We start from the raw sequence: 19,566 nt of genomic DNA, 5'->3' as shown, positions 1-19,566 counted from the left end.
TCAGCCTAAACGGCGGCGGTCAGGCCCCGGTGCACAGGAGCCGGGCGGCGGCCCAGTCGCCGTGGTCGGCGCCGTTGCCGTCACCGGCGTCGGTGACCCGCAGCTCCAGGCTGCTGCCACCGGTCACGTCGGCCTCGACGGGCTGGGCCGACGCCGATCCGGTGAGCCTCCCGGACGACGCCTTCAGCGTGCCGTCGACCCACACCTCGAAGGCGACCGAGCCGGAGTCGCCCATCTCGTCGTCCACCCCGACGTCGGCGCGGAACGTGGTGCAGCCGCGCCCGGCCAGGTCGACCACCACCCGGGAGGCCGCGTGGGCGCCCAGGCCCTTGTCGTGGACGACACCGCCGAGGGTGAGCGGGCGGCCGTCGCCGGCGGGCTGCTCGGCGTTGCTGCGGTCGCGTTCGACCGGGCCCCAGCCGTTCGACGACTCCACGAACGGCAGGTCGCTGACCCAGGAGGATCCGGCGGGCAGCGGGGTACGGACGACCGCCTCGGCCGCCACCGTGCTGCGGAACCCGTTGGACGAGGTGACCGACGCGGTGACCGGGTGCCGGCCCCAGTCGGTGCCCGCCGGGACGGTGACCTGGAACGACGCCGTCTCCGGGGCGCCCGCGGCGACCTCGCCGAGCGACACCGACGACGGGGTGACCTGCCAGCCGTCCGGCACGTCCAGGGTGGCGGTCACGTCCCGCAGCGGCGCGGCACACCGGGCGTCGACCCGTACCGTCGCGGTGGTGGTGTCCGCGGTGAGGGTGACGTCGGGCGGGCAGGGAGCGGCCGCCGTCGGTGAGGGCAGGCGGCCGTCGTCGAGGGGCCGCAGCACCAGCGAGTAGTCGTAGGCCGCGGTCGGTGACAGCCGGTAGGGGGCGAGGACCGAGTTCGGGGTCTCCCCCATGCCGGTCTCGCCGGTGGCCGCGTGCAGCGTCACCCAGCCGTTGTTGCGGACGAACGGCAGCTGGTGGGCGTACTCGGCCCGGTCGAGATCGTCGTGACGGGTCACGCTGACATCGAGGTCCGCACCGGCCTGGCTGCCGACGAGCAGGCCCGCGCGGTGACCGTCGGTGAGGGCGGCCCAGCGGGTGCCGGTGTGGTTGCCGTTGGCCTGCGGACGGGCGTAGGGCACGTACTCGTCGTCGACGGTGCTGCGCCACACACCGACCGTGGCGGCGCTGACCCGGTCGTTGTACGTCTCGTGCGGGCCGGTCCCGTACCAGGTGAAGTCGTCGAGCGACGCCGGCGCCTTGATCTTGACGCCGACCCGGGGCAGGTAGGGCAGCGCGCCCGCCCGGCTGCCACGGGCCTGCACCCGATGGTCGAGGGTGATCGTGCCGTTGCCGTCGATGCGGTAGCGCAGGGTCTGGCCGACGGCGAAGACGCTCGACAACCCGGGCGCGGCCGCGGTGCTGCGGACCGTGACGACCACCTGGTCGCCGTCGGCCGTCGCGGTGACGTCCTCGACGGTGGTGGCGAGCCGGTCGAGGCCGACCTCGTGCCAGAGGTTGCGGTCGGCGGTGCCCCAGCCGTACGTCTCGTTGCTGGTCGGCGGCCGGTACACGTCGAGTTCCGGGCCGGCCTCGAGCAGTTCCCGCCCGTCGGCGGCCAGCGAGGTGAGCGCGCCGTCGTCGAACCGGTAGCGCCAGCCCCGGCCACGCACGGTGATCGTGTCGCCGTCCTTCCTCAACTGTGGGGCGGTCCTCGCGGCGGCCGGCAGGATGCCGGGGACAACCCGGCCGCCGGCGGCGAACTGCTCCCGGGCGACCACCCAGCCGCGTCTGGCCCACGGCAGGTCCCGGACCGTCGCCGCGGACACGGTCAGCCACCGCTCCCGGTCGTACGGGTTGGCCGGCGCCGCCCCGAGGTCGAGGTCGGCGCTCTGTCCCGGCGCCAGCGTCACGTCCCGGGTTCCGCCCCGCAGCCGCCGGTCGATCTCGGTCAGCTCCCACGTCAGGCGCAGGCGCTGGGTTCCGGCCGGCTGCTCGTTGAGCACGCGGACCTTCCCGGCGGCGACGTCGACGGCGGTGATCCGGACCGGTGAGTGCGCCCAGGCCACCTCCTCGGTCTCCGGCTGGAGCGTCCGGTCGGAGCGGACCATGCCGTCGGTGCCGGAGAGGCTCAGGCCGAGGCTGAGGAAGTCGCCGCGCCGCTGGGACGTGTCGAAGTCCAGGGCGAGGACCGGATCGGGGCCGGCGCCGTAGACGCGCACGTCGTCGATGAGGCCGCGCCCGGTGCGTACCCGCAGATCGTCCTGCTGGGTCTCGGCGTTGCGGCCGATGTTGACCTCGTACAGGCCGGGGTCGATCGGCCCGGTCCGGGCGGTCGTCGCGACCGTCGTGCCGTCGATCTCCAGCCGCAGCCGGGCGCCGTCGTAGACGCCGGTGACCCGGTGCCACTGCCCGTACCAGCCGGCCGGCACGTCGGCCGCGGCGTACACGTCGTTCACCCCGAATTCGAGGGTGTCCTGGTCGCGCATCTGCAGCGCGTACGCCCGGCCCTTCGTGACGATCGGGAAGCTGCCCGCCCACGGCCCCGGTTTCACCCAGGCGTCCAGGGTGACCTTCTCGGTGAGGTCGAGCCGGCGGTCGCGGAAGACGTCGACGAAGTCGTCGAGGCTGGACAGGCTGACCGCCCGGCCCCGGTGGCCCGCCACGAACGTGGGCTTGCCGACCAGGAAGGCCTGGATGCGGTTCGCCGACGAGTCGGGGGTCAGGATCAGCGGCTGACGCAGGTCCTGCTCGGCCCAGTCCCAGACGAAACCGCCCTGCATCGACGGCTCGCGGCGGGCGATCGCCCAGAACTCGTCGAAGTTGCCCAGGCCGTTGCCCATCGCGTGGGCGTACTCCCCCATGATGATCGGTTTCGTCCCGGTCCTCGCCTTGGTCTCCACCGAGGCGGGCGTCGGGTAGCGGGGGCCGCTGACGTCGGCGAACGGGGCGTCGCCGTCCGGCGAGTTCGACTGATGGTAGAGCGGGCGGGTCGGCTCGTTGGCGTCGGCCCACTGCGCCATCGCGTGGTGGGCGGTGCCGAGGCCGGCCTCGTTGCCGGTGTCCCAGAGCAGCACGCTCGGGTGGTTCTTGTCGCGGGCGATCATCGCCTGGAAGCGGTCGGCGAACGCGGCCTGCCACTCCGGTTTCGAGGCGAGGCAGACGCTCGGGCAGTTCTCCCGCGAGTGGGTCTCGATGTCGACCTCGTCGTTGATCCACAGCCCGTAGCGGTTCGCGAGGTCGTAGAGGTACGGGTCGGACGGGTAGTGCGAGGTGCGGACCGCGTTGACGTGCAGCCGCTTCATCAGGAGGACGTCCTCGCGCTGCGCCGCCCGGGTCACGTGCCGGCCGGTGTCCGGGTCGGTCTCCGCCCGGTTCACGCCCTTGACCAGGATGCGCTCACCGTTGACGAGCAGCTGCCGGTCGCGGATCTCGATCTCCCGGAACCCGACCGCCTGCGCGGTGACATGCGCCGCCCGCCCGTCCGGCCGCAGCAGCTCGAGGGCGAGCGTGTAGAGGTTCGGGTCCTCGGCGGACCACTGCGCCGGGGCGGCGACCCGAGTGCTCAGGGTGACCCGGTCCTGGTCCGCCGGCCGGGTCACGGTGGCGACGGTCCGCCCGGCGGCGTCCCGCAGCGTGCCGCGCACCGTCCAGCCCTCGTGGGCGGCGCCGGCCAGGTCCACCCGGGCGCTCAGCGTGGCGTCCCGGAAGTCAGGATCAAAATCGGTCGTGATGTACGCGTCGCGAAGGCGCACCTGCTCGGTCCGGTAGAGCGTGACGTCGCGGAAGATGCCGCTGTACCGCCACTGGTCGTAGTCCTCCAGGTAGGCGCCGGCGCCCCAGCGGTGCACCTGCACGGCGAGGGTGTTGCGGCCCGGCTTGAGCAGCGCGGTCACGTCGAACTCGGCCGGGGTGTAGCCGCCCTGGTCGTACCCCGCATAGACGCCGTTGACCCAGACGAAGTAGCCACTGGTCACGCCCTCGAAGCGGAGGAACTCGCGGCCACCGGACCAGTTCCGCGGCACGTCGAAGGTGCGCAGGTAGGCGCCGGTCGGGTTGACGTCCTTCGGCACCGAGGGCGGGCTGTCCGGCCAGATCTCCTCGGGGATGTTGCGGAACATCGGGTGGTCGGCGAAGTCGGACTGCCAGGTGTGCGGCACCGTCACGGCCGGCCAGCCGGAGCTGTCGAACCCGTCCGCGGCGAACCCGGCCGGGACGTCGTCGGGCCGGTCGAAGAGCCGCATCCGCCAGCCGCCGTTGAGGCTTGTCACGTACGGCGAGCGGGCGCTGTGGTCGGTGACGTCGCGGACGGCCGTCGCCACGTCACCGTAGGGGCGCAGATCGGTGTGCGGGGCCTCCTGGCCCTCGCCGGTCATCTGCGGATCCTCCAGGTACCGGTAGACGTCGGCCGGGCTCTGTGGGCCGGTCGCCGCCTGCGCGGCTCCGGCCGGAACCGTGAGAAACCCGAGTAGAACCGCCACGATCGCACCCACGACCCGCCACATTCCGGCTCCCTCCGACGCACGGCGATCAGATCTGCAACATGTTCGACCAGAACTGAACATGTTCGAAGCGATGGCGACGTTACAACAGAGTTACCGAACATGGAACCGGGTCGATGCGCTGGACGGTCAGCGGCGGCGGTGGCTGCCCCGGCTGCGCCGGTTGCGCCGGCGGCTGGCGATCAGAAACACCACGAAGCCGACGGCCAGCGCCGGAATCGTCACCAGGACCACCGGCGAGAATCCGGCGACGGCCGACGTCGGGGTCTGTGGCGTGGCCCGTACCGGCGACGACGGGGCGCGACCGGCCTTCGACGGCGGCGCCGCGGCCACCACGTCGTCCTTGATCACCGAGCGGACCCAGGGAGCGACCGCGTCGACCCGGGTGGCGATGTCCGGGCCGCTGTGCGGGCACTCCGGGCCGCGGCTCACCACGCCGATCAGCACCGCCCCGCCGGAGCCCTCGGTGAAGTACGGCCCGCCGGAGTCCCGCTCGCACGGGCTCGTGGTGGCCCGCGGCGCCACCCCGGACACGCCCATCTCGGTGTCGTCCACCGAGGTGACCTCGAATCGGCCGGTCCGCAGCCGGTCGGGGGTCTGCGTGGAACCAGGGCTCGTCAGGCCGTACCCCACGAGCCTCACCTTCTGCCCCTCGACCGGCTTCCGGCCGGCGAGCGTGAGCGGGCTGATGCCGGTGATCGCCTTGTCCAGCCGGATGAGCGCGACGTCGGCCTCGCCGTGCTGGACCACCTGGGCGACGTCGGCGATGAACCCGTCCTTGCCGGTCAGGTCGGCCCGCCCGACGGTCGCGAACGTCTGCTCCGCCACGGTGTGTGACACGCGATTGCCGTCGAGGTCATGGAAACAGTGAGCCGCTGTGATCACCCAGTGTGGCGAGACGAGACCCCCCGTGCACGAGCTGTCACGCTTGCCGCCGTCCGCCGTGGGGATGCCGATCGTGGAGATCTTGACCGCGAACGGGTAGCGGCCGTCCGGCACCGCCTCGCCGTTGGCGATGCCGTACGCGGGCGACGGAGCCCCGGCCAGCCCCATGATCACGGCGGCCGCCCCGGCGAGAGTTCTCATCATCGTCTTCAACGGCTGTGGAGCGTAAACGAGCCGCGCAAGCCCCCGCATGCATGAACCTCCTCGAACGTCTTCCCGGCTAGACGGCCCCGACGGTCCGGAAGGTTGCATCACGCAGAGTGGTACGTGGCGTACCGGCCCGGCGTTCACCGCCGGGATAGGTTGGTCCGCATGGGAATCACCGACGACGATCTGACCCACCTGCGCCGCTGCGTCGACCTGGCCCGCGAGGCCGTCGCCGACGGTGACGAGCCGTTCGGATCGGTGCTGGTCGCGGCCGATGGCGAGGTCCTCTTCGAGGATCGCAACCGGGTCCGCAACGGCGACGCCACCCGGCATCCGGAGTTCGCGATCTCCCGGTGGGCGGCCACCCATCTGACCCCCGAGGAGCGGGCCGCCGCGACCGTGTACACGTCCGGTGAGCACTGCCCGATGTGTGCTGCAAGTCACGGCTGGGTCGGCCTCGGCCGGATCGTGTATGCGGCGTCGAGCGGCCAGCTGGTCGGCTGGCTCACCGAGTGGGAGGTGCCGCCCGGCCCGGTCGCGCCGCTGCCGATCGCCGCGGTGGTGCCCGGCGCCCGCGTCGACGGCCCGGCCCCGATCTTCGAGGCCGAGCTGCGTGACCTGCACCGGGTTCGTTTCCAGTAGCCGCCCCACGGCCCCCGGCGCGGGGTGATGATGGCTGGGGGTGAAACGTCATGAAAGGAATGGCATTCGCGCTGGTGACAGCACTTGCGGCGGCCGGGATCGCGGTCACCGGGCCGGCCGCGTGGGCCGACACCGCCTGCAGCGCACAGCGCGACATCGAGTTCGACACACCCGGGTTCAACACCGATTTCCGCGTCCGGCTGTGCATCTATCACGGCTCGCCGACCCGCGGGGCGTACGCGGGGGTGTCGTGGGAGCACGGCGGCGACGACACCCGTGACGGGCACCGTAAGTTCGACCTGCTGGCCGTCCACTTCGACCTGCGGCGGTACGGCCTGTCGCAGGCCGTCGGCGCGTGCGACCTGACCCGGCGGGTGAACACCGACGACAGCGCGCTGTTCACCTGCGAGGCCGTCTACCGGGAGTCGTCACGCACCGGCGGCTGGAGCACCACCGGTTACGTCGTCTACAACGTGGACCGTGACGGGGAGGGCGACAAACGCATCGACCTCACCGCGTCACCGGTCGTGGAGAACTGACCGCAGGAACGCGGCGGTCTCGTCGGCGGCCTGCGTTACATAGGGCTCGGCGTCGTACAGGTCGATGTGCCGGCCGGCGTCGAGCCAGTGCAGGCGCTTCGGGCCGGTCGCCTGCTCGTGCAGGGCCTCGGCCAGCTCCGGCGAGCAGTAGTCGTCCTTGCGCCCGTGCACCACGAGCAGCGGCGTCGCCGACAGCAGCGGCGCCGCACCCAGGGCGTCGAAGGTCATCAGCGCGTGCAGCGAGCCGTGCGTGACCCGGTTCTCCCAGTGCTCGGCCCTCGACCGGTCGGTGCCGTAGTACTCGTACGGCTCGTCGCCGCCCATCGCCGCGGGCGCCCCGCCCGGCGCCACCGCCGGAAGCTCCTCGTCCCAGCGCTCGATGAACGACGCCAGCGCCCGCCGGTACCCCTCCGGGTCCCCGGCGGCGAACCGGGCCGGGCTGTTGTAGGCGCCGGCGATCCCGGCGACCGCCCGCAGCCGCGGATCGGCGGCCGCGGCCCGGACCGCGTAGCCACCACCGAGACAGATCCCGACGACACCGATCCGGTCCGCGTCGACCGCCGGGTGCGCGGCCAGCACCCCCACCGCGGCCCGCAGGTCGGCGAGCTTGCCCTGGCTGTCCTCGTGCGCCCGCCGTCCGCCGCTCTGCCCGAAACCGCGGTGGTCGAACGCCAGAGTGGTGATGCCCCGCTCGTGCAGGCGTGCCGCGTACACCCCGGTCACCTGCTCCTTCACACCGGTGAACGGCCCGGTCAGCACGACCGCGGGAGCCCCGTCGCCGGCCACCCGCAGATCCCCGGCGAGGGTGAGGCCGTCGGCGTCGAACGTGATGTGTGTCAGCATGGCTGCGACGGTAGGCGTAACCCGCCACGGCGGGACAGAAGGCACTTCCAGGTGCCCTTGGGGAGGGCGACGATGGCGCTGGTCATTCCGGACGTGCTGGAGGAGAGCTGCGCCACCCGCCAGGCGCTGGAGCGGCTGGCCTCCAAGTGGCGGGTGCTGATCGTCTACGCGCTGCTGGCCGGGCCGCAACGGCACGCCGAGCTGCGCCGCCGGGTCGCCGGGATCACCCAGAAGGTGCTCACCGAGACGCTGCGCGACATGGAGGACGACGGCCTCGTGCTGCGGCGGGTCCTCAAACCGGACCCGCCGCAGCACGTCGAGTACTCCCTCACCGCCCTCGGCAAGACCTTGCAGGAGCCGCTGGCGGCGATCTGCGCGTGGGCCGCCGGGTCAGCGGACCGGCGGCAGCCCGGGGCTTCCGGGTAACCCGGTCAGACCCGGATAGGTCGACCCGCGCGCGACCACCGGCTCGTGCCCGTAGTGGCCGTAGATCTTGTCGTAGTAGTCCCGCTGATCGACGAGGTCCGGGTCGTATCCCGGGCCACCGGCGACATGGTCCTTCGACGACGACACGTACACCTCGTCCTCGGTCACCCGGACGATCGACTCGGCCGGGATGAACGACGACTGCGCCCCGAATCCGAGAACGCCGCCGTGCTCCACGCGCAGGAACCGCACGTGATTCGTACCGTTGTCGATCAGCAGATCCGCCACCGTGCCGATCTTCTCGCCACCGCTGTCGATCACCGACCGGCCCCGGACATCCAGGGCCGGGTCGGCGACCAGCTGATTGGTGTCGCTCAATGCCGTCAGCGTGCCGACAGGCTCTCCCATCACAGTCACCTCCCTAACCGGCGGGTTACCCCTTTTAAAGCCTTTCATTCCGGGTACGGGCTCCGCGTGCCGATTCCGCGAAAGAGGCGGTCAGTGGCCCCGGCGGTGTCGGATCCGGCCCCGCCCGTTCGCGGTACGGGTGAGAGGCGGGCCGGACCACGCCGCCGGAACCGACGAGACCCACGACGGCCAAGTACCTGATCACCTTCGACGACGGCGCGATGGACCACATCCCCGCCGACGAGCTGCCGGAGGTCGGCAAGGCCGCGTACGCGGTTTGCCGGGACGCGGCGGACGCCGGGGTGTTCGTCTTCGCCGGCGGCCTCGACCCCCAGCAGCCCACCATCGTGTCCCCCGACGGCCTGGTCACCGACGGCCCGTTCCCGGAGACCAAGGAGTTCATCGGCGGCTTGATGGTCGTCGACGTGCCGACCCGCGAGGAGGCGCTGACCTGGGCCACTCGCATCGCGGCCGCCTGCCGCTGCCCCCAGGAGGTCCGCCGCCTGGGCGACGGCGCGGCCACCGAGAGCACCTTCCGCTGAGGAACGGTCCCCGGCCGCCGGAGAGGTCAGTCCCCGATCGGGAACGGCAGGATGTCCACGCCGTCGGCGGGCAGGTGGCGGTGGTCGGGGACCGCCATCCCGTATCGCCGGCAGAGCTCGCGCACCGCCGCGCCGAAGCCCTCGGCGTCGTCGGTGATCTCGAAGAACTCGCCGTAGGTCAGGTCGATGACCAGGCAGGCCTGCGGCGGCTTCGCCGGATCCCAGTGGACCGTCGTCAGCCCGATCCGGCAGACCTCGTCCCACGACAGCTCGCTGACGGAGGTGTGGCCGGGGCTCACCAGGTTGCCGAAGACGGAATACCGGGGCTCGGTGACGTGCGTCAGGGTGACACCGTCCCCACCCACCTCGATGCGCTGCACCGGCGCATCCTACGCACCCGGCGCCGCGCCGTCCGCCGTGTCCGGCCAGGGCTCCTCGAGCCGCCCCTCCGCGATGGCCCGCCGGGACTCCCCGTCGTTGCGGTAGCGGAGCGGGATCACCGACAGCGGAAGGCGCCGGCCGGTGGACCGTGCCCTGGCCCGGACCGGGCGGACCAGGCGGCGGGGCCCGGGGCCGGTGGCGATCCAGTCGGTCAGGGGCACCTCCACGTCGCCGGACGGATGCGCTATCACCACCAGCACGTCCTCGACATCCATCCGCCCACGCTACCCCCGACCTTTGCTAGGGTCGGCGCGTCGTCGAGCGGCCAGCGGGGGTAGGCGTGGTTTCGCCGGAGAAGCAGTCGGCTCTCCCGCAGTTCATGATCTTGATCTATGAGCGCGAGGTGCCGGAGAGCGTGCGGGCGGCCTCGCCCACCGTGATCGAGGCGCACCTGCGGCTGCCGCGGCAGATCGCCGAGACGGGCGGGCGGATTCTTGCGGGCAACGCCATGCGCCCGGCGTCCACCGCGGTCTCGGTCCGGGACAACACGCTGACCGCGGGCTCGCTGGCCGAGGGCGCGCACAGTCTCGCCGGCTATTTCATCGTGGAGGCCTCCGACCTCGACCACGCCGTCTGGATCGGCCGGATGATCCCGGTCGCCGACGGCTGGGTCGAGGTCCGCCCGCTGCTCCTCGACTGAGCCGGGCCGCCTCACGACCGCAGCAGCCGCTCCACGGTGTCGGCCAGGTCCGGGACGGGACGACGGCCGTCGAGCTCGACGGTGGCGCCGCGCCGGAGCAGGGGCTCGACGGTCCGGACATAGCCGGTGATCTCGGCTCGCTGCTCCGGCGTACGGCCATAGGGGTTCGCCCGGCTGGCGACCCGCTCCAGGAGCACCGGGAGCGGCGCGCTGAGCAGCACCACGTGGTGGAAACGGTCGTAGAAGCGGCCCTGGTTGGCGACCGTCCCGGAGACGATCAGGTCGTCGTGCTCGGCCAGCAGCGCGGCCATGCGCGGCTCGTCCCAGGCGCCGTCCGGGAGCACCCAGCCGCCGAGGTCGGTGTCGACCGTGAGGTGCCCGCGCCGCCGCAGCTCGTCGAGGACGGTGCTCTTACCCGCGCCGGACATGCCGGTCACCAGGATCCGCGCCATCCGCTCACGGTATCGGCCCCGCCGCCGGCGCCGGTAGGGTGCCCGCGTGGGCATCTATCTGGTCTCCGTCGGCGCGGACAGCTGGGCCCAGGACGAGTGCGCCCCGCTTCTCGCCGAGGCGCTCGCCGATCGCGGGCTGCCGCCCTACCCGGGGCCGCCGGCCGCCGCCGGAGACTTCGAGGAGAAGCTCGTCCCCAGCATGGACGCGTTCAGCGCGGTGTGCGAGCGGCACGGCGCGGGGCAGTTCCTGGACGCGTCGCTGATCGTGCCGGTGGACTTCGCCGGGCTGATCGAGCTGCCGGTGGAGAACCCGTACGACGATGTGACGAAGGTGTTCAGCGCCCAGCGGCTGCGGGTGCTGATGGCGCCGATCGCCGCCGAGGCCGGCCTGCCCGCGGTGCTGCCGGCCGGCCCGATGGCGCTGACGACGGCGATCGAGGATCCGCTGCTGTTCTATGTGGCGCTGTTCCGGCAGGCGGCCCAGCACTCGGTGCGCCACGGCTGCCCGCTGACCTACGTCTGAGGTGTCCCGCCGGGGGCGACGGCCAGGGCGGCGAGCCGGTCGATCGAGGCCAGCAGCCGCTCGCTGGTGTTGGCCTGCGCCCGCACCACGCGGTTCTCGTCGGTCAGCCCGCTCCAGTCGAACGTGTGGGTCACCCGGGTCCGGCCCGGGCCGAGCGGCTCCAGCTCCCAGCGCCACAGGTGGCCGGGGGTGTCCTTGCCGACCTCGGAGGGCTTCCAGGCGATCCGCCGGCCCTCCTCGAACTCGACGACATGGTTCTCCCGCTGGGCGCCGGTGGTGATCGTGGTGGTGAAGACGTCACCGACGGCCCGGACCCGCTGGCCGTGCTCGGCCGAGCTGAGGTTGTCGTTGCCGTCCCAGCGGGGCTGGGCCGACGGGTCGGCGATGAGGTCGAAGATCCGGCCGACTGCCGCCTCGACGTCCCGGTGGGCGCTGACGATTCGCGTGGTCATGCCCTCCATCGAAGCACCCCTCCGCGGCCGGCCCTCAGGCTGTCCCGTGCCGGGGCTCAGCAGCCTCGGACCGGGATCGCCGGGGTGAACTGTTCCGCGGTCGTCCCGCCGCCGGAGCCGTTGAAGATCACGTCGCCCACGCCGTAGCCGGGCTGCAGCTGCCAGCGGTGGGTCAGTCCGGTCACCCCGGTCAGCGGGGTGATCCCCTCGACCTCGGCCCACGACCAGTCCGCGCCGGTCGAGCGGTACAGCACGTCGTTCTCGATCATGTAGTCGGCGCCGAAGCCGTTCGGGGCCTCCCGCACCGTGTACCCCGTCCTGGCGTCGGCGTCGGTGTCGATGAACACGTGCCGGTACGCGAACTCCTCGCCGAACGTGGCCGTGAAGAGGACCACCCGGCCGTTGGAGCACGCCGAGTAGCCGGAGATCGGCGTGGCGGGCGCCGGCCCGGGCGACTGTGACGGCTTGCGCGACGACGGCGGGGAGAGCTTCGGCGGCCGGGGCGAGGGGGCGGCGCTTGCCGACGGCCCCTCGAACGACGGGGGGAGCACGGGTGGGAAACCCTCGGCGACCTGGACCGGTGCGAACTGCGGCGCGTCGTCCTCCCCGACCACGGCCCGGTAGACCACGGCCAGGACGGTGACGACGAGCGCCAGCACCACCCCGGCCACGGCGAGGGGCCATTTCGATCGGGGCGCACCGTCAGCACTCACGGTAACTCCAAATTGTCTTAAATGATGATCGATGTCCGACGCACGGTACACCGGGAACGTTCCCAATCGATATGCGGTCCCCGATTTCCCGGCAACCGGACGGAGACCGTCACGCACCGTGCTCGCGATCACCGGGGCCGGAGCCGGGCCGAAGTCACCGGTGAGCCCGAAACGCGGGCCCCGTACCTCGAAAGGGTTTGCTCTTGCGCCAGCTTCTTCGCCGCCTCGCCGTGACCGCCCTCCTCGCCCCCGCCGCCGCCGGCGCCATGACGATGATCGCGACCCCGGCCGAGGCCGCCCCGGCGAAGGCCTCGGAGCAGGCTCTGCAGACCGAGGTCAACCGGCTCACCAACATCGAGCGCACCCGGCAGGGCTGCGCCGCCCTCAAGGTGAACGCCCAGCTGACCACCGCCGCCCGCGGGCACAGCGCGTGGATGGCGCGGACCGGCACGTTCTCGCACACCGGGAGCGGCGGCTCGTCGTTCGTCGCCCGGGCCCGCGCCACCGGGTACGGCCAGCCGTCCGCCGAGAACATCGCGTGGGGCTACCAGACCGCCGCGTCCGTGGTCGAGGGCTGGATGCGCAGCCCGGGCCACCGCGAGAACATCCTCAACTGCAAGTCGAAGTCGGTCGGGGTCGGCGTGGTCCTCTCGGCGAACGGCACCCCGTACTACACGCAGGACTTCGGTTACTGATCCACCGCACGTCACGACGCCCCGGCCGCTCATCGGCCGGGGCGTCGTCGAAAATCCCGGCGCCGTCGGCGCCGGGCCTTCTCGGGAGCCGTCAGACCGCGGCGACCTGCCGGACCGCGCTGAGGATGTCCTCGACCCGGTCCTTGGCGTCGCCGAAGAGCATGGCGCTGTTGTCGCGGAAGAACAGCGGGTTCTGGACCCCGGCGTAACCCGAGGCCATCGACCGTTTGAAGACGATCACCTGATCGGCCTCCCAGACCTTCAGGACCGGCATGCCGGCGATCGGGCTGGACGGGTCCTCGGTGGCGGCCGGGTTCACCGTGTCGTTGGCGCCGATCACCAGCACCACCGAGGTGCCGGCGAAGTCGTCGTTGATCTCGTCCATTTCCAGGACGATGTCGTACGGCACACGCGCCTCGGCCAGCAGCACGTTCATGTGCCCGGGCAGCCGGCCGGCCACCGGGTGGATGCCGAAGCGGACGTCCACCCCGCGCTCGCGCAGAACCCGGGTCAGCTCGGCCACGCCGTGCTGCGCCTGGGCGACCGCCATCCCGTACCCCGGCGTGATGATCACCGTGTCGGCCCCGGTGAGCAGCTCCGCCACGCCCTCGGCGTTGATCTCGCGGTGCTCGCCGTACTCCTTGTCCTCGGCGGGACCGGCCTCGATGCCGAAGCCACCGGCGATCACCGAGAGGAACGACCGGTTCATCGCCTTGCACATGATGTACGACAGGTACGCGCCGGACGAGCCGACGAGCGCCCCGGTGACGATGAGCAGGTCATTCTCCAGCAGGAACCCGGCGGCCGCGGCGGCCCAGCCGGAGTAGCTGTTGAGCATCGACACCACGACCGGCATGTCGCCGCCGCCGATCGACGCGACCAGGTGCCAGCCGAGGGCGAGCGCCAGCACGGTGACGACGGCCAGCAGCCACAGCCGCGGCTCGATCACGAACCAGGCGGTGAGCGCGGCGAAGACGGCCAGCGCGCCGAGGTTGAGGACGTTCCTGCCGGGCAGCATCAGCGGGCTCGACCGGATCTTCGCGGAGAGCTTGAGGTACGCCACGATCGAGCCGGTGAACGTGACCGCGCCGATGAAGACGCCGATGAACACCTCGGCGTGGTGGATGCCCAGCATGCCGAGCGACTCCAGCTGGCGGGCCTCGTCGCTGCCCGCGTCCGCGACGCGCAGGTAGCCGTTCCAGCCGACCAGGACCGCGGCCAGGCCGACGAAGCTGTGCAGCAGGGCGATCAGCTCGGGCATGCCGGTCATCTCGACCGTCGCGGCCCGCTGCAGGCCGATCGCCGCGCCGATCAGGACGGCCACCGCGAGCAGGGCCAGGTCGACCGCGCCGATCCCACCGCCGGCGGCCAGCCCGATGGTCGCGACCAGCGCCAGGGCCATGCCGGCGACGCCGAACGTGTTGCCGGACCTCGCGGTCTCGTGTTTGGAGAGTCCCGCCAGAGCCAGGATGAAGAGCAGGGCCGCGACGATGTACGCGGCGCTCGCCGCCGTTGCGATGGACATGCTCAGCTCCTCGAGAACATGGCGAGCATCCGGCGGGTCACCGCGAAGCCACCGAAGACGTTGATGCTGGCCAGCAGGATCGCCACGACGCTGAGACCGGTGACGACGGCGCCGCCGTGGCCGAGCTGGAGCAGGGCGCCGACGACGATGATCCCGGAGATCGCGTTGGTGACCGACATGAGCGGGGTGTGCAGCGCGTGGTGCACGTGCCCGATCACGTAGTAGCCGATCACGATGGCCAGCGCGAACACGGTCAGGTGCCCGCGCAGCGCGGCCGGGGCGGCGGCGGTGAGCAGGAACAGCGCGGCCGCCGCGACACCCGTGATCAGCAGCGGGTCGCGCGGCTTGCGGACCGGTTTCCCGACGGCCTCCACCGGTTTCGCGGCGACGGCGGCGGGGACCGCGGACACCGCGACGGGCGGCGGCGGCCAGGTCAGCTCCCCGTCGCGGACCACGGTGACCGCCCGCTGCACCACGTCGTCGAAGTCGAGAACCAGCTGCCCGTCCTTGCCGGGGGTGAGCAGCTTCATCAGGTTGACCAGGTTGGTGCCGTAGAGCTGGCTGGCCTGGGCGGGCAGCCGGCCGGCGAGGTCGGTGTAGCCGATGATCGTCACGCCGTTGGCGGTGACGACCACCTCGCCGGCGACGGTGCCCTCGACGTTGCCGCCGTTGGCCGCGGCCATGTCGACGATCACGCTGCCGGACCTCATGGTGGCGACCATGTCCGCGGTGATCAGCCGGGGCGCCGGGCGGCCGGGGATCAGCGCGGTGGTGATCACGATGTCGACCTCGCGAGCCTGGTCGGCGTAGAGCCGCGCGGCCCGGTCGTTGTAGTCGTCGGACATCTCCTTGGCGTATCCGGTGGACGAGACCTCGACGTCGGCGGCCTCGACCGAGAGGTACTCGCCGCCGAGGGAGCGGACCTGGTCGGCCACCTCGGGGCGGGGGTCGGTGGCCCGTACGATCGCGCCCAGACTGCCGGCGGCGCCGATGGCCGCGAGCCCGGCGACGCCCGCGCCGGCCACCAGGACCTTGGCCGGGGGGACCTTGCCGGCGGCGGTGACCTGCCCGGTGAAGAACCGGCCGAACGCGTGGGCGGCCTCGACCACGGCCCGGTACCCGGCGATGTTGGCCATCGAGGACAGCACGTCGAGTGACTGGGCCCGGGAGATGCGCGGCACCGCGTCCATCGACAGGGCGGTGATCGGGCGGCGGGCGAGGTCCTCGACGAGCTCCGGCGCGAGGCGCGGGTTCAGCATGCCGATCAGCGTGGCGCCCTCGGCCAGCCTGTCGAGCCGATCCAGCGGCGGGTTGATGGTGAACACGACGTCGGCGCCCAGCGGGTCGCCGATCGTCGCCCCGGCCTCGGCGTACGCCTGGTCGGAGAAGGACGCCCCGGCACCGGCGCCGGGCTCCACCACCACCTGATATCCCAGTTTGGCCAACTGCTCCACGGTGGCGGGAGTGGCCGCCACACGACGCTCACCCGGATCCGGGTCCCTCAGTACACCGATGATCACCGTCGACTCCTCGGTAGATGTTGACCATGGAAACGGCGAGCCGGAGCCGCCGGTTCAATACGCCGGGTGATTGTTACCCACCAGTACGCCGATATCCAGGGGCGTCTCACCACCGTCTCACGGCAACCACACGGTCACCATCGCGCACCGTATCGGCGATCGGGCCGCCGCGGTACGGGCCGAAGGTAACGGTGAGCCCCCGGATCACGGCCTGACCGGCCGAGGACCGCGATGCCCCAGCCGATCCCCCTGCGGCTGGGGCATCGCTGTTCGCACGACCGGCGATCAGGGCCACCACCAGCAGAATGGCGCCGGCCAGCGCGAGCGCCCCGAACCGCCGGTCCATCAGCGACGCCCAGGCGGGCTCGTTGCCGGGCCGCACAGTCCCCGCCGTCACAGCAACCATGGCCGGCAGCATCAGGACCAGACCGGATCGCCCCAGCCACCGGAGCCGGCTCCGGCCGCCCAGCCGCCAACCCGCGACCAGGCCGGCGAACCAGGCCGCGACACTCAGCGGCACGACGGGCCACGGGGCGGCCGGCTGGAATCGTAAGGCCAGCGCCGGGAAGGGACCGCTACCGCCGATCTCGGAGCCGCACCACTGCGGCTCCCGCGGCTCGCAGTACGCGGCGTTGATCAGCCGCATGGACAGGCCGTCGCCGACCGCCTCCTCGAAGCCGCTGCCGTCGCCGGCGTTCGAGACGGCCCAGCCCATCCGTTCGAAACCCTGCTCGACGCGGATGGCCAGGTCGGAATCCGCGGCGCTGTCCGGGTAGTTGATCGTGACGGTCACGAAGCCCGGCGTGTAGCGGCCGTTCTCGTAGCCGAACGACACGTCGAACCGGTTGACGATCGCCGCCTGCTGATCAGGAACAGCCGCGGCGACGAGGGCCCGCGCCTGCCGGTCGGTCGGCAGATCCGCGGCGAAGAGCCAGCCCGCCGCGGAGCCCGCGGCCGCAGCGACGGCGGCCACCGTCAGCGCGAGGAGAAGCCTGATCATGAGCGGCGGCCCTTGACCAGGGCCACGACCAGCAGGACCACGCCGACCACGGCGAGCGGGCGCAGCCCCAGGTACAGGTAGCCCTCCCAGACCGGATCATCGCCCGGGACCAGGGCGAACGCGGTGACCATGGCGGTGGCGGGCGCGGTCAGGGCCAGGCCCCGCCACCACAGACGCCGGTCGGCGGCGACGACGGCGAGCAGCCATCCGGCGCCCAGGCCGAGAAGCCGGCCGGCCGCGGTCAGCGGGACGGCGAGCGGTGGGCGGGTGCGTTCGAAAGCGAAGGCCAGGGCGGGGTACGGCCAGGCCGACCGTGGCGCGCCGCAGGACTCCACATCGTCCGGGCCGCACGGGTGAGCCCCGTAGGTGGTCACTTTCAGACTGTCGCGCCGGGCCACGAAGCCACCGTCACCCCCGGATCGTCCGCCGCCCGCCAGCCCAGCTCCTCGAAGCCTCCTCTCGACCGGGTGACCAGTACGGCGTACCCCTCGGTGGGGGTGTTGATCGTGACCACCGCGAACCCGGGCCCGTCATCGTCGCTGCCCCACAGCCGGTCCTCGGGGTATCGGTAGCCGAAGACCGCGTCGAACCGCTCCACGAACGCCGCCGGAACATCGTCCGTCGCGGTGGCGACCAGGGCGCGGGCCTGCTCGTCGGTGAGCAGGTCGCCCGGTGAGCGCCAGGCGCGTGAGCCGCCGAGGGCGGCGCCCAGCGCCGCGACCGTGAGCGCGGTGAGGATTCTGCGGAGTATGCCCGGCACCTTAGGCGCGAACGCTTGCCTCATTCACGGAAGTCGCTCTATCCTGCGTTATCAGGCAGGAGGAAAGCGCTTTCCTGCATGTAGCGGTGGTCATCCCCTTAATCGGCCGCCGCGCCATCCCCCGTGCGCGCATCCCGACGGCGCGCTGAGAAAACAGGTGAATCGACACATGAGACGATCCATCGCACTGCGACTGTCCGCTGCGGCCGGCGTCGCCGGACTGGCCGGGGCGATCGCCCTGGGCCTCCCCCAGCACGAGGCGTCGGCCGCGACCGGTGGCGTCACCGGTTACGCCACGCAGAACGGCGGCACCACCGGCGGCGCGGGCGGCGTCACGGTCAAGGCCACCACCGGCACCCAGATCCACAATGCGCTGTGCACCCGCGCGGCGAGCAACACGCCGATCATCATCCAGGTCGAGGGCACGATCAACCACGGCAACACGACGAAGGTGTCCGGCGGCAGCTGCAACACCGCGGCCGACAAGATCGAGCTCAAGGAGATCAGCAACGTCACCATCATCGGTGTCGGCGCCGGCGCCACCTTCGATCAGCTGGGCATCCACATCCGGGACTCCAGCAACATCATCATCCAGAACGTGACGGTGAAGAACGTCAAGAAGTCCGGCTCGCCGACCTCCAACGGCGGCGACGCCATCGGCATGGAGAGCACGGTCCGCAACGTCTGGGTCGACCACGTCACCCTGGAGGCGTCGGGCGGCGAGTCGGAGGGCTTCGACGGGCTGTTCGACATGAAGGACGACACCCAGTACGTCACGCTGTCCTACAGCATCCTGCGCAACTCCGGCCGTGGTGGGCTGATCGGCTCCAGCGAGACCGACACCGGCAACAGCTTCATCACCTTCCACCACAACAAGTACCAGAACATCGACTCCCGTACGCCGTTGCTGCGTGGCGGTGTCGCGCACATCTACAACAACCACTACTTCAGCCTCAACGAGTCGGGCATCAACTCCCGTGCCGGCGCGAAGGCGAAGGTGGACAACAACTACTTCGAGGACTCCAAGGACGTGCTCGGCACGTTCTACACCGACGCGGCCGGCTATTGGCAGACGTCCGGCAACATCCTCGACAACGTGACCTGGTCGGCCGCCGGCACGGAGAACAAGCCGGCCGGACCGGGCATGGCCTCGACCACGACGGTGAGCGTCCCGTACTCGTACACGCTCGACGCCGCCTCCTGCGTGCCGTCGGTGGTCGCCTCGACCGCCGGCGCCGGCAAGGGCCTGGCCGTCTCGACCGGCAGCTGCTCGGTCACCACCGGCCCGACGTCGAACCCGCCGTCCAGCCCGTCGACGTCGCCCAGCACCCCGACGTCGCCGAGCCCCGGCACCAGCCAGCCGACCGGCACGAACCTGAGCCTGGCCTCGGGCGCCGGCGCGGACGGCTCCAGCAAGGCGAGCGGCACCAGCTACGGCAACGTCCGCGACGGCAGCCTGACCACCATCTGGTCGCCGAGCGGCGCGACCGGCGACATCTCGATCAAGTGGGGCTCGGCCGTCACCGTCTCGAAGATCAACATTCGGGAGGCGTCCGGGTCGTCGATCGGCGCCTTCCAGATCCTCGACGGCGCCACCGGCGCGGTCCTGGCCTCCGGCACCGGCGGCGGTGTGAAGACCTTCGCGGCCACCTCGACCACGAAGATCACCTTCAAGATCACCAGCTCGTCGGGCACCCCGAAGATCGCGGAGTTCGAGACCTACGCCTCCTGAGCCGGCACCACCTCTCCACCCCGCCCGGGCCGGTGGTCGCCACCGGCCCGGGCGGGCCCTACCCGGCGAGAGATCCCCGCAGGTCCGGGCAAGCCCCTTCCCCGGCGAGAAATCCCCGTCGGCCCCGGCAATCCC

General features: G+C 71.8%; 22 protein-coding genes. 8 read left to right on the top strand and 14 right to left on the bottom strand.

Annotated elements, in window-relative coordinates; genetic code table 11:
* Window positions 1–19: 19 nt before the first annotated feature.
* Window positions 20–4,465, bottom strand: coding sequence for a glycoside hydrolase family 2 TIM barrel-domain containing protein (locus tag BM290_RS39530; protein WP_239143859.1), 4,446 nt, complete (start codon window positions 4,463–4,465; stop codon window positions 20–22).
* A gap of 150 nt (window positions 4,466–4,615) precedes the next feature.
* Window positions 4,616–5,572: a S1 family peptidase gene (locus tag BM290_RS39525; protein ID WP_203779578.1), complete on the bottom strand. Its 957-nt coding sequence runs from the start codon at window positions 5,570–5,572 to the stop codon at window positions 4,616–4,618.
* A gap of 171 nt (window positions 5,573–5,743) precedes the next feature.
* Between BM290_RS39525 and BM290_RS39520 the strand changes: the two genes are divergently transcribed.
* Together BM290_RS39520 and BM290_RS39515 are read left to right on the top strand one after the other, a co-directional pair.
* Window positions 5,744–6,220, top strand: coding sequence for a nucleoside deaminase (locus BM290_RS39520; RefSeq protein ID WP_093621091.1), 477 nt, complete (start codon window positions 5,744–5,746; stop codon window positions 6,218–6,220).
* 50 nt (window positions 6,221–6,270) lie between these two features.
* Window positions 6,271–6,759 carry a hypothetical protein gene (locus BM290_RS39515; protein ID WP_143134097.1) on the top strand — a complete coding sequence of 163 codons (489 nt, stop codon included), beginning with the start codon at window positions 6,271–6,273 and terminating at the stop codon, window positions 6,757–6,759.
* Here the strand turns inward: BM290_RS39515 and BM290_RS39510 are convergent.
* Window positions 6,739–7,602, bottom strand: coding sequence for an alpha/beta hydrolase (locus BM290_RS39510; protein ID WP_093621089.1), 864 nt, complete (start codon window positions 7,600–7,602; stop codon window positions 6,739–6,741). The genes BM290_RS39515 and BM290_RS39510 overlap by 21 nt on opposite strands.
* A gap of 72 nt (window positions 7,603–7,674) precedes the next feature.
* Between BM290_RS39510 and BM290_RS39505 the strand changes: the two genes are divergently transcribed.
* A complete protein-coding gene (locus BM290_RS39505; RefSeq protein WP_093621088.1) occupies window positions 7,675–8,028 on the top strand; it encodes a winged helix-turn-helix transcriptional regulator in 354 nt (117 codons plus the stop codon).
* On the opposite strand, the gene BM290_RS39500 is transcribed toward BM290_RS39505, so the two are convergent.
* Entirely contained in the window at window positions 7,993–8,436 is a 444-nt protein-coding gene (locus BM290_RS39500) for a PRC-barrel domain-containing protein (protein ID WP_093621087.1), read from the bottom strand. The two genes, BM290_RS39505 and BM290_RS39500, sit on opposite strands and share 36 nt — an antisense overlap.
* Before the next feature lie 221 nt (window positions 8,437–8,657).
* Here BM290_RS39500 and BM290_RS39495 point away from each other — a divergent pair, with 221 nt between their 5' ends.
* A complete protein-coding gene (locus BM290_RS39495) occupies window positions 8,658–8,978 on the top strand; it encodes a YciI family protein (protein WP_093621086.1) in 321 nt (106 codons plus the stop codon).
* Between the two features lie 26 nt (window positions 8,979–9,004).
* Here the strand turns inward: BM290_RS39495 and BM290_RS39490 are convergent, their stop codons facing one another.
* Together BM290_RS39490 and BM290_RS39485 are read right to left on the bottom strand one after the other, a co-directional pair.
* Entirely contained in the window at window positions 9,005–9,358 is a 354-nt protein-coding gene (locus BM290_RS39490; protein WP_093621085.1) for a hypothetical protein, read from the bottom strand.
* Window positions 9,359–9,367: 9 nt separating this feature from the next.
* A complete protein-coding gene (locus tag BM290_RS39485) occupies window positions 9,368–9,634 on the bottom strand; it encodes a hypothetical protein (RefSeq protein ID WP_093621084.1) in 267 nt (88 codons plus the stop codon).
* 104 nt (window positions 9,635–9,738) lie between these two features.
* Here BM290_RS39485 and BM290_RS39480 point away from each other — a divergent pair, with 104 nt between their 5' ends.
* Window positions 9,739–10,059 (top strand): YciI family protein, encoded by a 321-nt coding sequence (locus tag BM290_RS39480; protein WP_093621143.1) that lies wholly within the window; start codon window positions 9,739–9,741, stop codon window positions 10,057–10,059.
* 11 nt (window positions 10,060–10,070) lie between these two features.
* Here the strand turns inward: BM290_RS39480 and BM290_RS39475 are convergent, their stop codons facing one another.
* Window positions 10,071–10,511, bottom strand: coding sequence for an AAA family ATPase (locus BM290_RS39475; RefSeq protein WP_093621083.1), 441 nt, complete (start codon window positions 10,509–10,511; stop codon window positions 10,071–10,073).
* 46 nt (window positions 10,512–10,557) lie between these two features.
* Here BM290_RS39475 and BM290_RS39470 point away from each other — a divergent pair, with 46 nt between their 5' ends.
* Window positions 10,558–11,034, top strand: a complete 477-nt coding sequence (locus tag BM290_RS39470; protein WP_093621082.1) for a hypothetical protein — start codon at window positions 10,558–10,560, stop codon at window positions 11,032–11,034.
* Here BM290_RS39470 and BM290_RS39465 read toward each other — a convergent pair.
* Together BM290_RS39465 and BM290_RS39460 are read right to left on the bottom strand one after the other, a co-directional pair.
* Window positions 11,025–11,486 carry an SRPBCC family protein gene (locus BM290_RS39465; protein WP_093621081.1) on the bottom strand — a complete coding sequence of 154 codons (462 nt, stop codon included), beginning with the start codon at window positions 11,484–11,486 and terminating at the stop codon, window positions 11,025–11,027. The genes BM290_RS39470 and BM290_RS39465 overlap by 10 nt on opposite strands.
* 56 nt (window positions 11,487–11,542) lie before the next feature.
* Window positions 11,543–12,199 carry a hypothetical protein gene (locus BM290_RS39460; RefSeq protein ID WP_143134096.1) on the bottom strand — a complete coding sequence of 219 codons (657 nt, stop codon included), beginning with the start codon at window positions 12,197–12,199 and terminating at the stop codon, window positions 11,543–11,545.
* A 203-nt stretch (window positions 12,200–12,402) separates the two neighbouring features.
* Here BM290_RS39460 and BM290_RS39455 point away from each other — a divergent pair, with 203 nt between their 5' ends.
* Window positions 12,403–12,894: a CAP domain-containing protein gene (locus BM290_RS39455; RefSeq protein ID WP_239143865.1), complete on the top strand. Its 492-nt coding sequence runs from the start codon at window positions 12,403–12,405 to the stop codon at window positions 12,892–12,894.
* A 91-nt stretch (window positions 12,895–12,985) separates the two neighbouring features.
* Here BM290_RS39455 and pntB read toward each other — a convergent pair whose 3' ends face one another.
* The 5 genes from pntB to BM290_RS39430 all read right to left on the bottom strand — a co-directional run bounded on the left by pntB (window position 12,986) and on the right by BM290_RS39430 (window position 17,699).
* The gene (gene pntB / locus BM290_RS39450; protein WP_093621079.1) at window positions 12,986–14,419 is read right to left on the bottom strand and encodes a Re/Si-specific NAD(P)(+) transhydrogenase subunit beta; all 1,434 of its coding nucleotides are present in this window, start codon (window positions 14,417–14,419) and stop codon (window positions 12,986–12,988) included.
* Window positions 14,420–14,421: 2 nt separating this feature from the next.
* Window positions 14,422–15,939, bottom strand: a complete 1,518-nt coding sequence (locus tag BM290_RS39445) for a Re/Si-specific NAD(P)(+) transhydrogenase subunit alpha (protein WP_093621078.1) — start codon at window positions 15,937–15,939, stop codon at window positions 14,422–14,424.
* Window positions 15,940–16,045: 106 nt separating this feature from the next.
* Window positions 16,046–16,939: a hypothetical protein gene (locus BM290_RS39440; protein WP_093621077.1), complete on the bottom strand. Its 894-nt coding sequence runs from the start codon at window positions 16,937–16,939 to the stop codon at window positions 16,046–16,048.
* Window positions 16,936–17,313, bottom strand: a complete 378-nt coding sequence (locus BM290_RS39435; protein ID WP_143134095.1) for a hypothetical protein — start codon at window positions 17,311–17,313, stop codon at window positions 16,936–16,938. Before BM290_RS39435 ends, BM290_RS39440 begins: the two co-directional genes overlap by 4 nt.
* A 2-nt stretch (window positions 17,314–17,315) precedes the next feature.
* Window positions 17,316–17,699 (bottom strand): hypothetical protein, encoded by a 384-nt coding sequence (locus tag BM290_RS39430; protein ID WP_093621075.1) that lies wholly within the window; start codon window positions 17,697–17,699, stop codon window positions 17,316–17,318.
* A 169-nt stretch (window positions 17,700–17,868) separates the two neighbouring features.
* Here BM290_RS39430 and BM290_RS39425 point away from each other — a divergent pair, with 169 nt between their 5' ends.
* Complete coding sequence (locus tag BM290_RS39425) at window positions 17,869–19,431, top strand: pectate lyase family protein (protein WP_093621074.1); 1,563 nt, start codon at window positions 17,869–17,871, stop codon at window positions 19,429–19,431.
* The last annotated feature ends 135 nt before the right edge of the window (window positions 19,432–19,566 follow it).

The organism is Actinoplanes philippinensis (genome assembly GCF_900113015.1).
GTDB lineage: Bacteria > Actinomycetota > Actinomycetes > Mycobacteriales > Micromonosporaceae > Actinoplanes > Actinoplanes philippinensis.
Note: the sequence above shows the minus strand (reverse complement) of the source record. Positions and strands in the feature narration are given on the sequence as shown.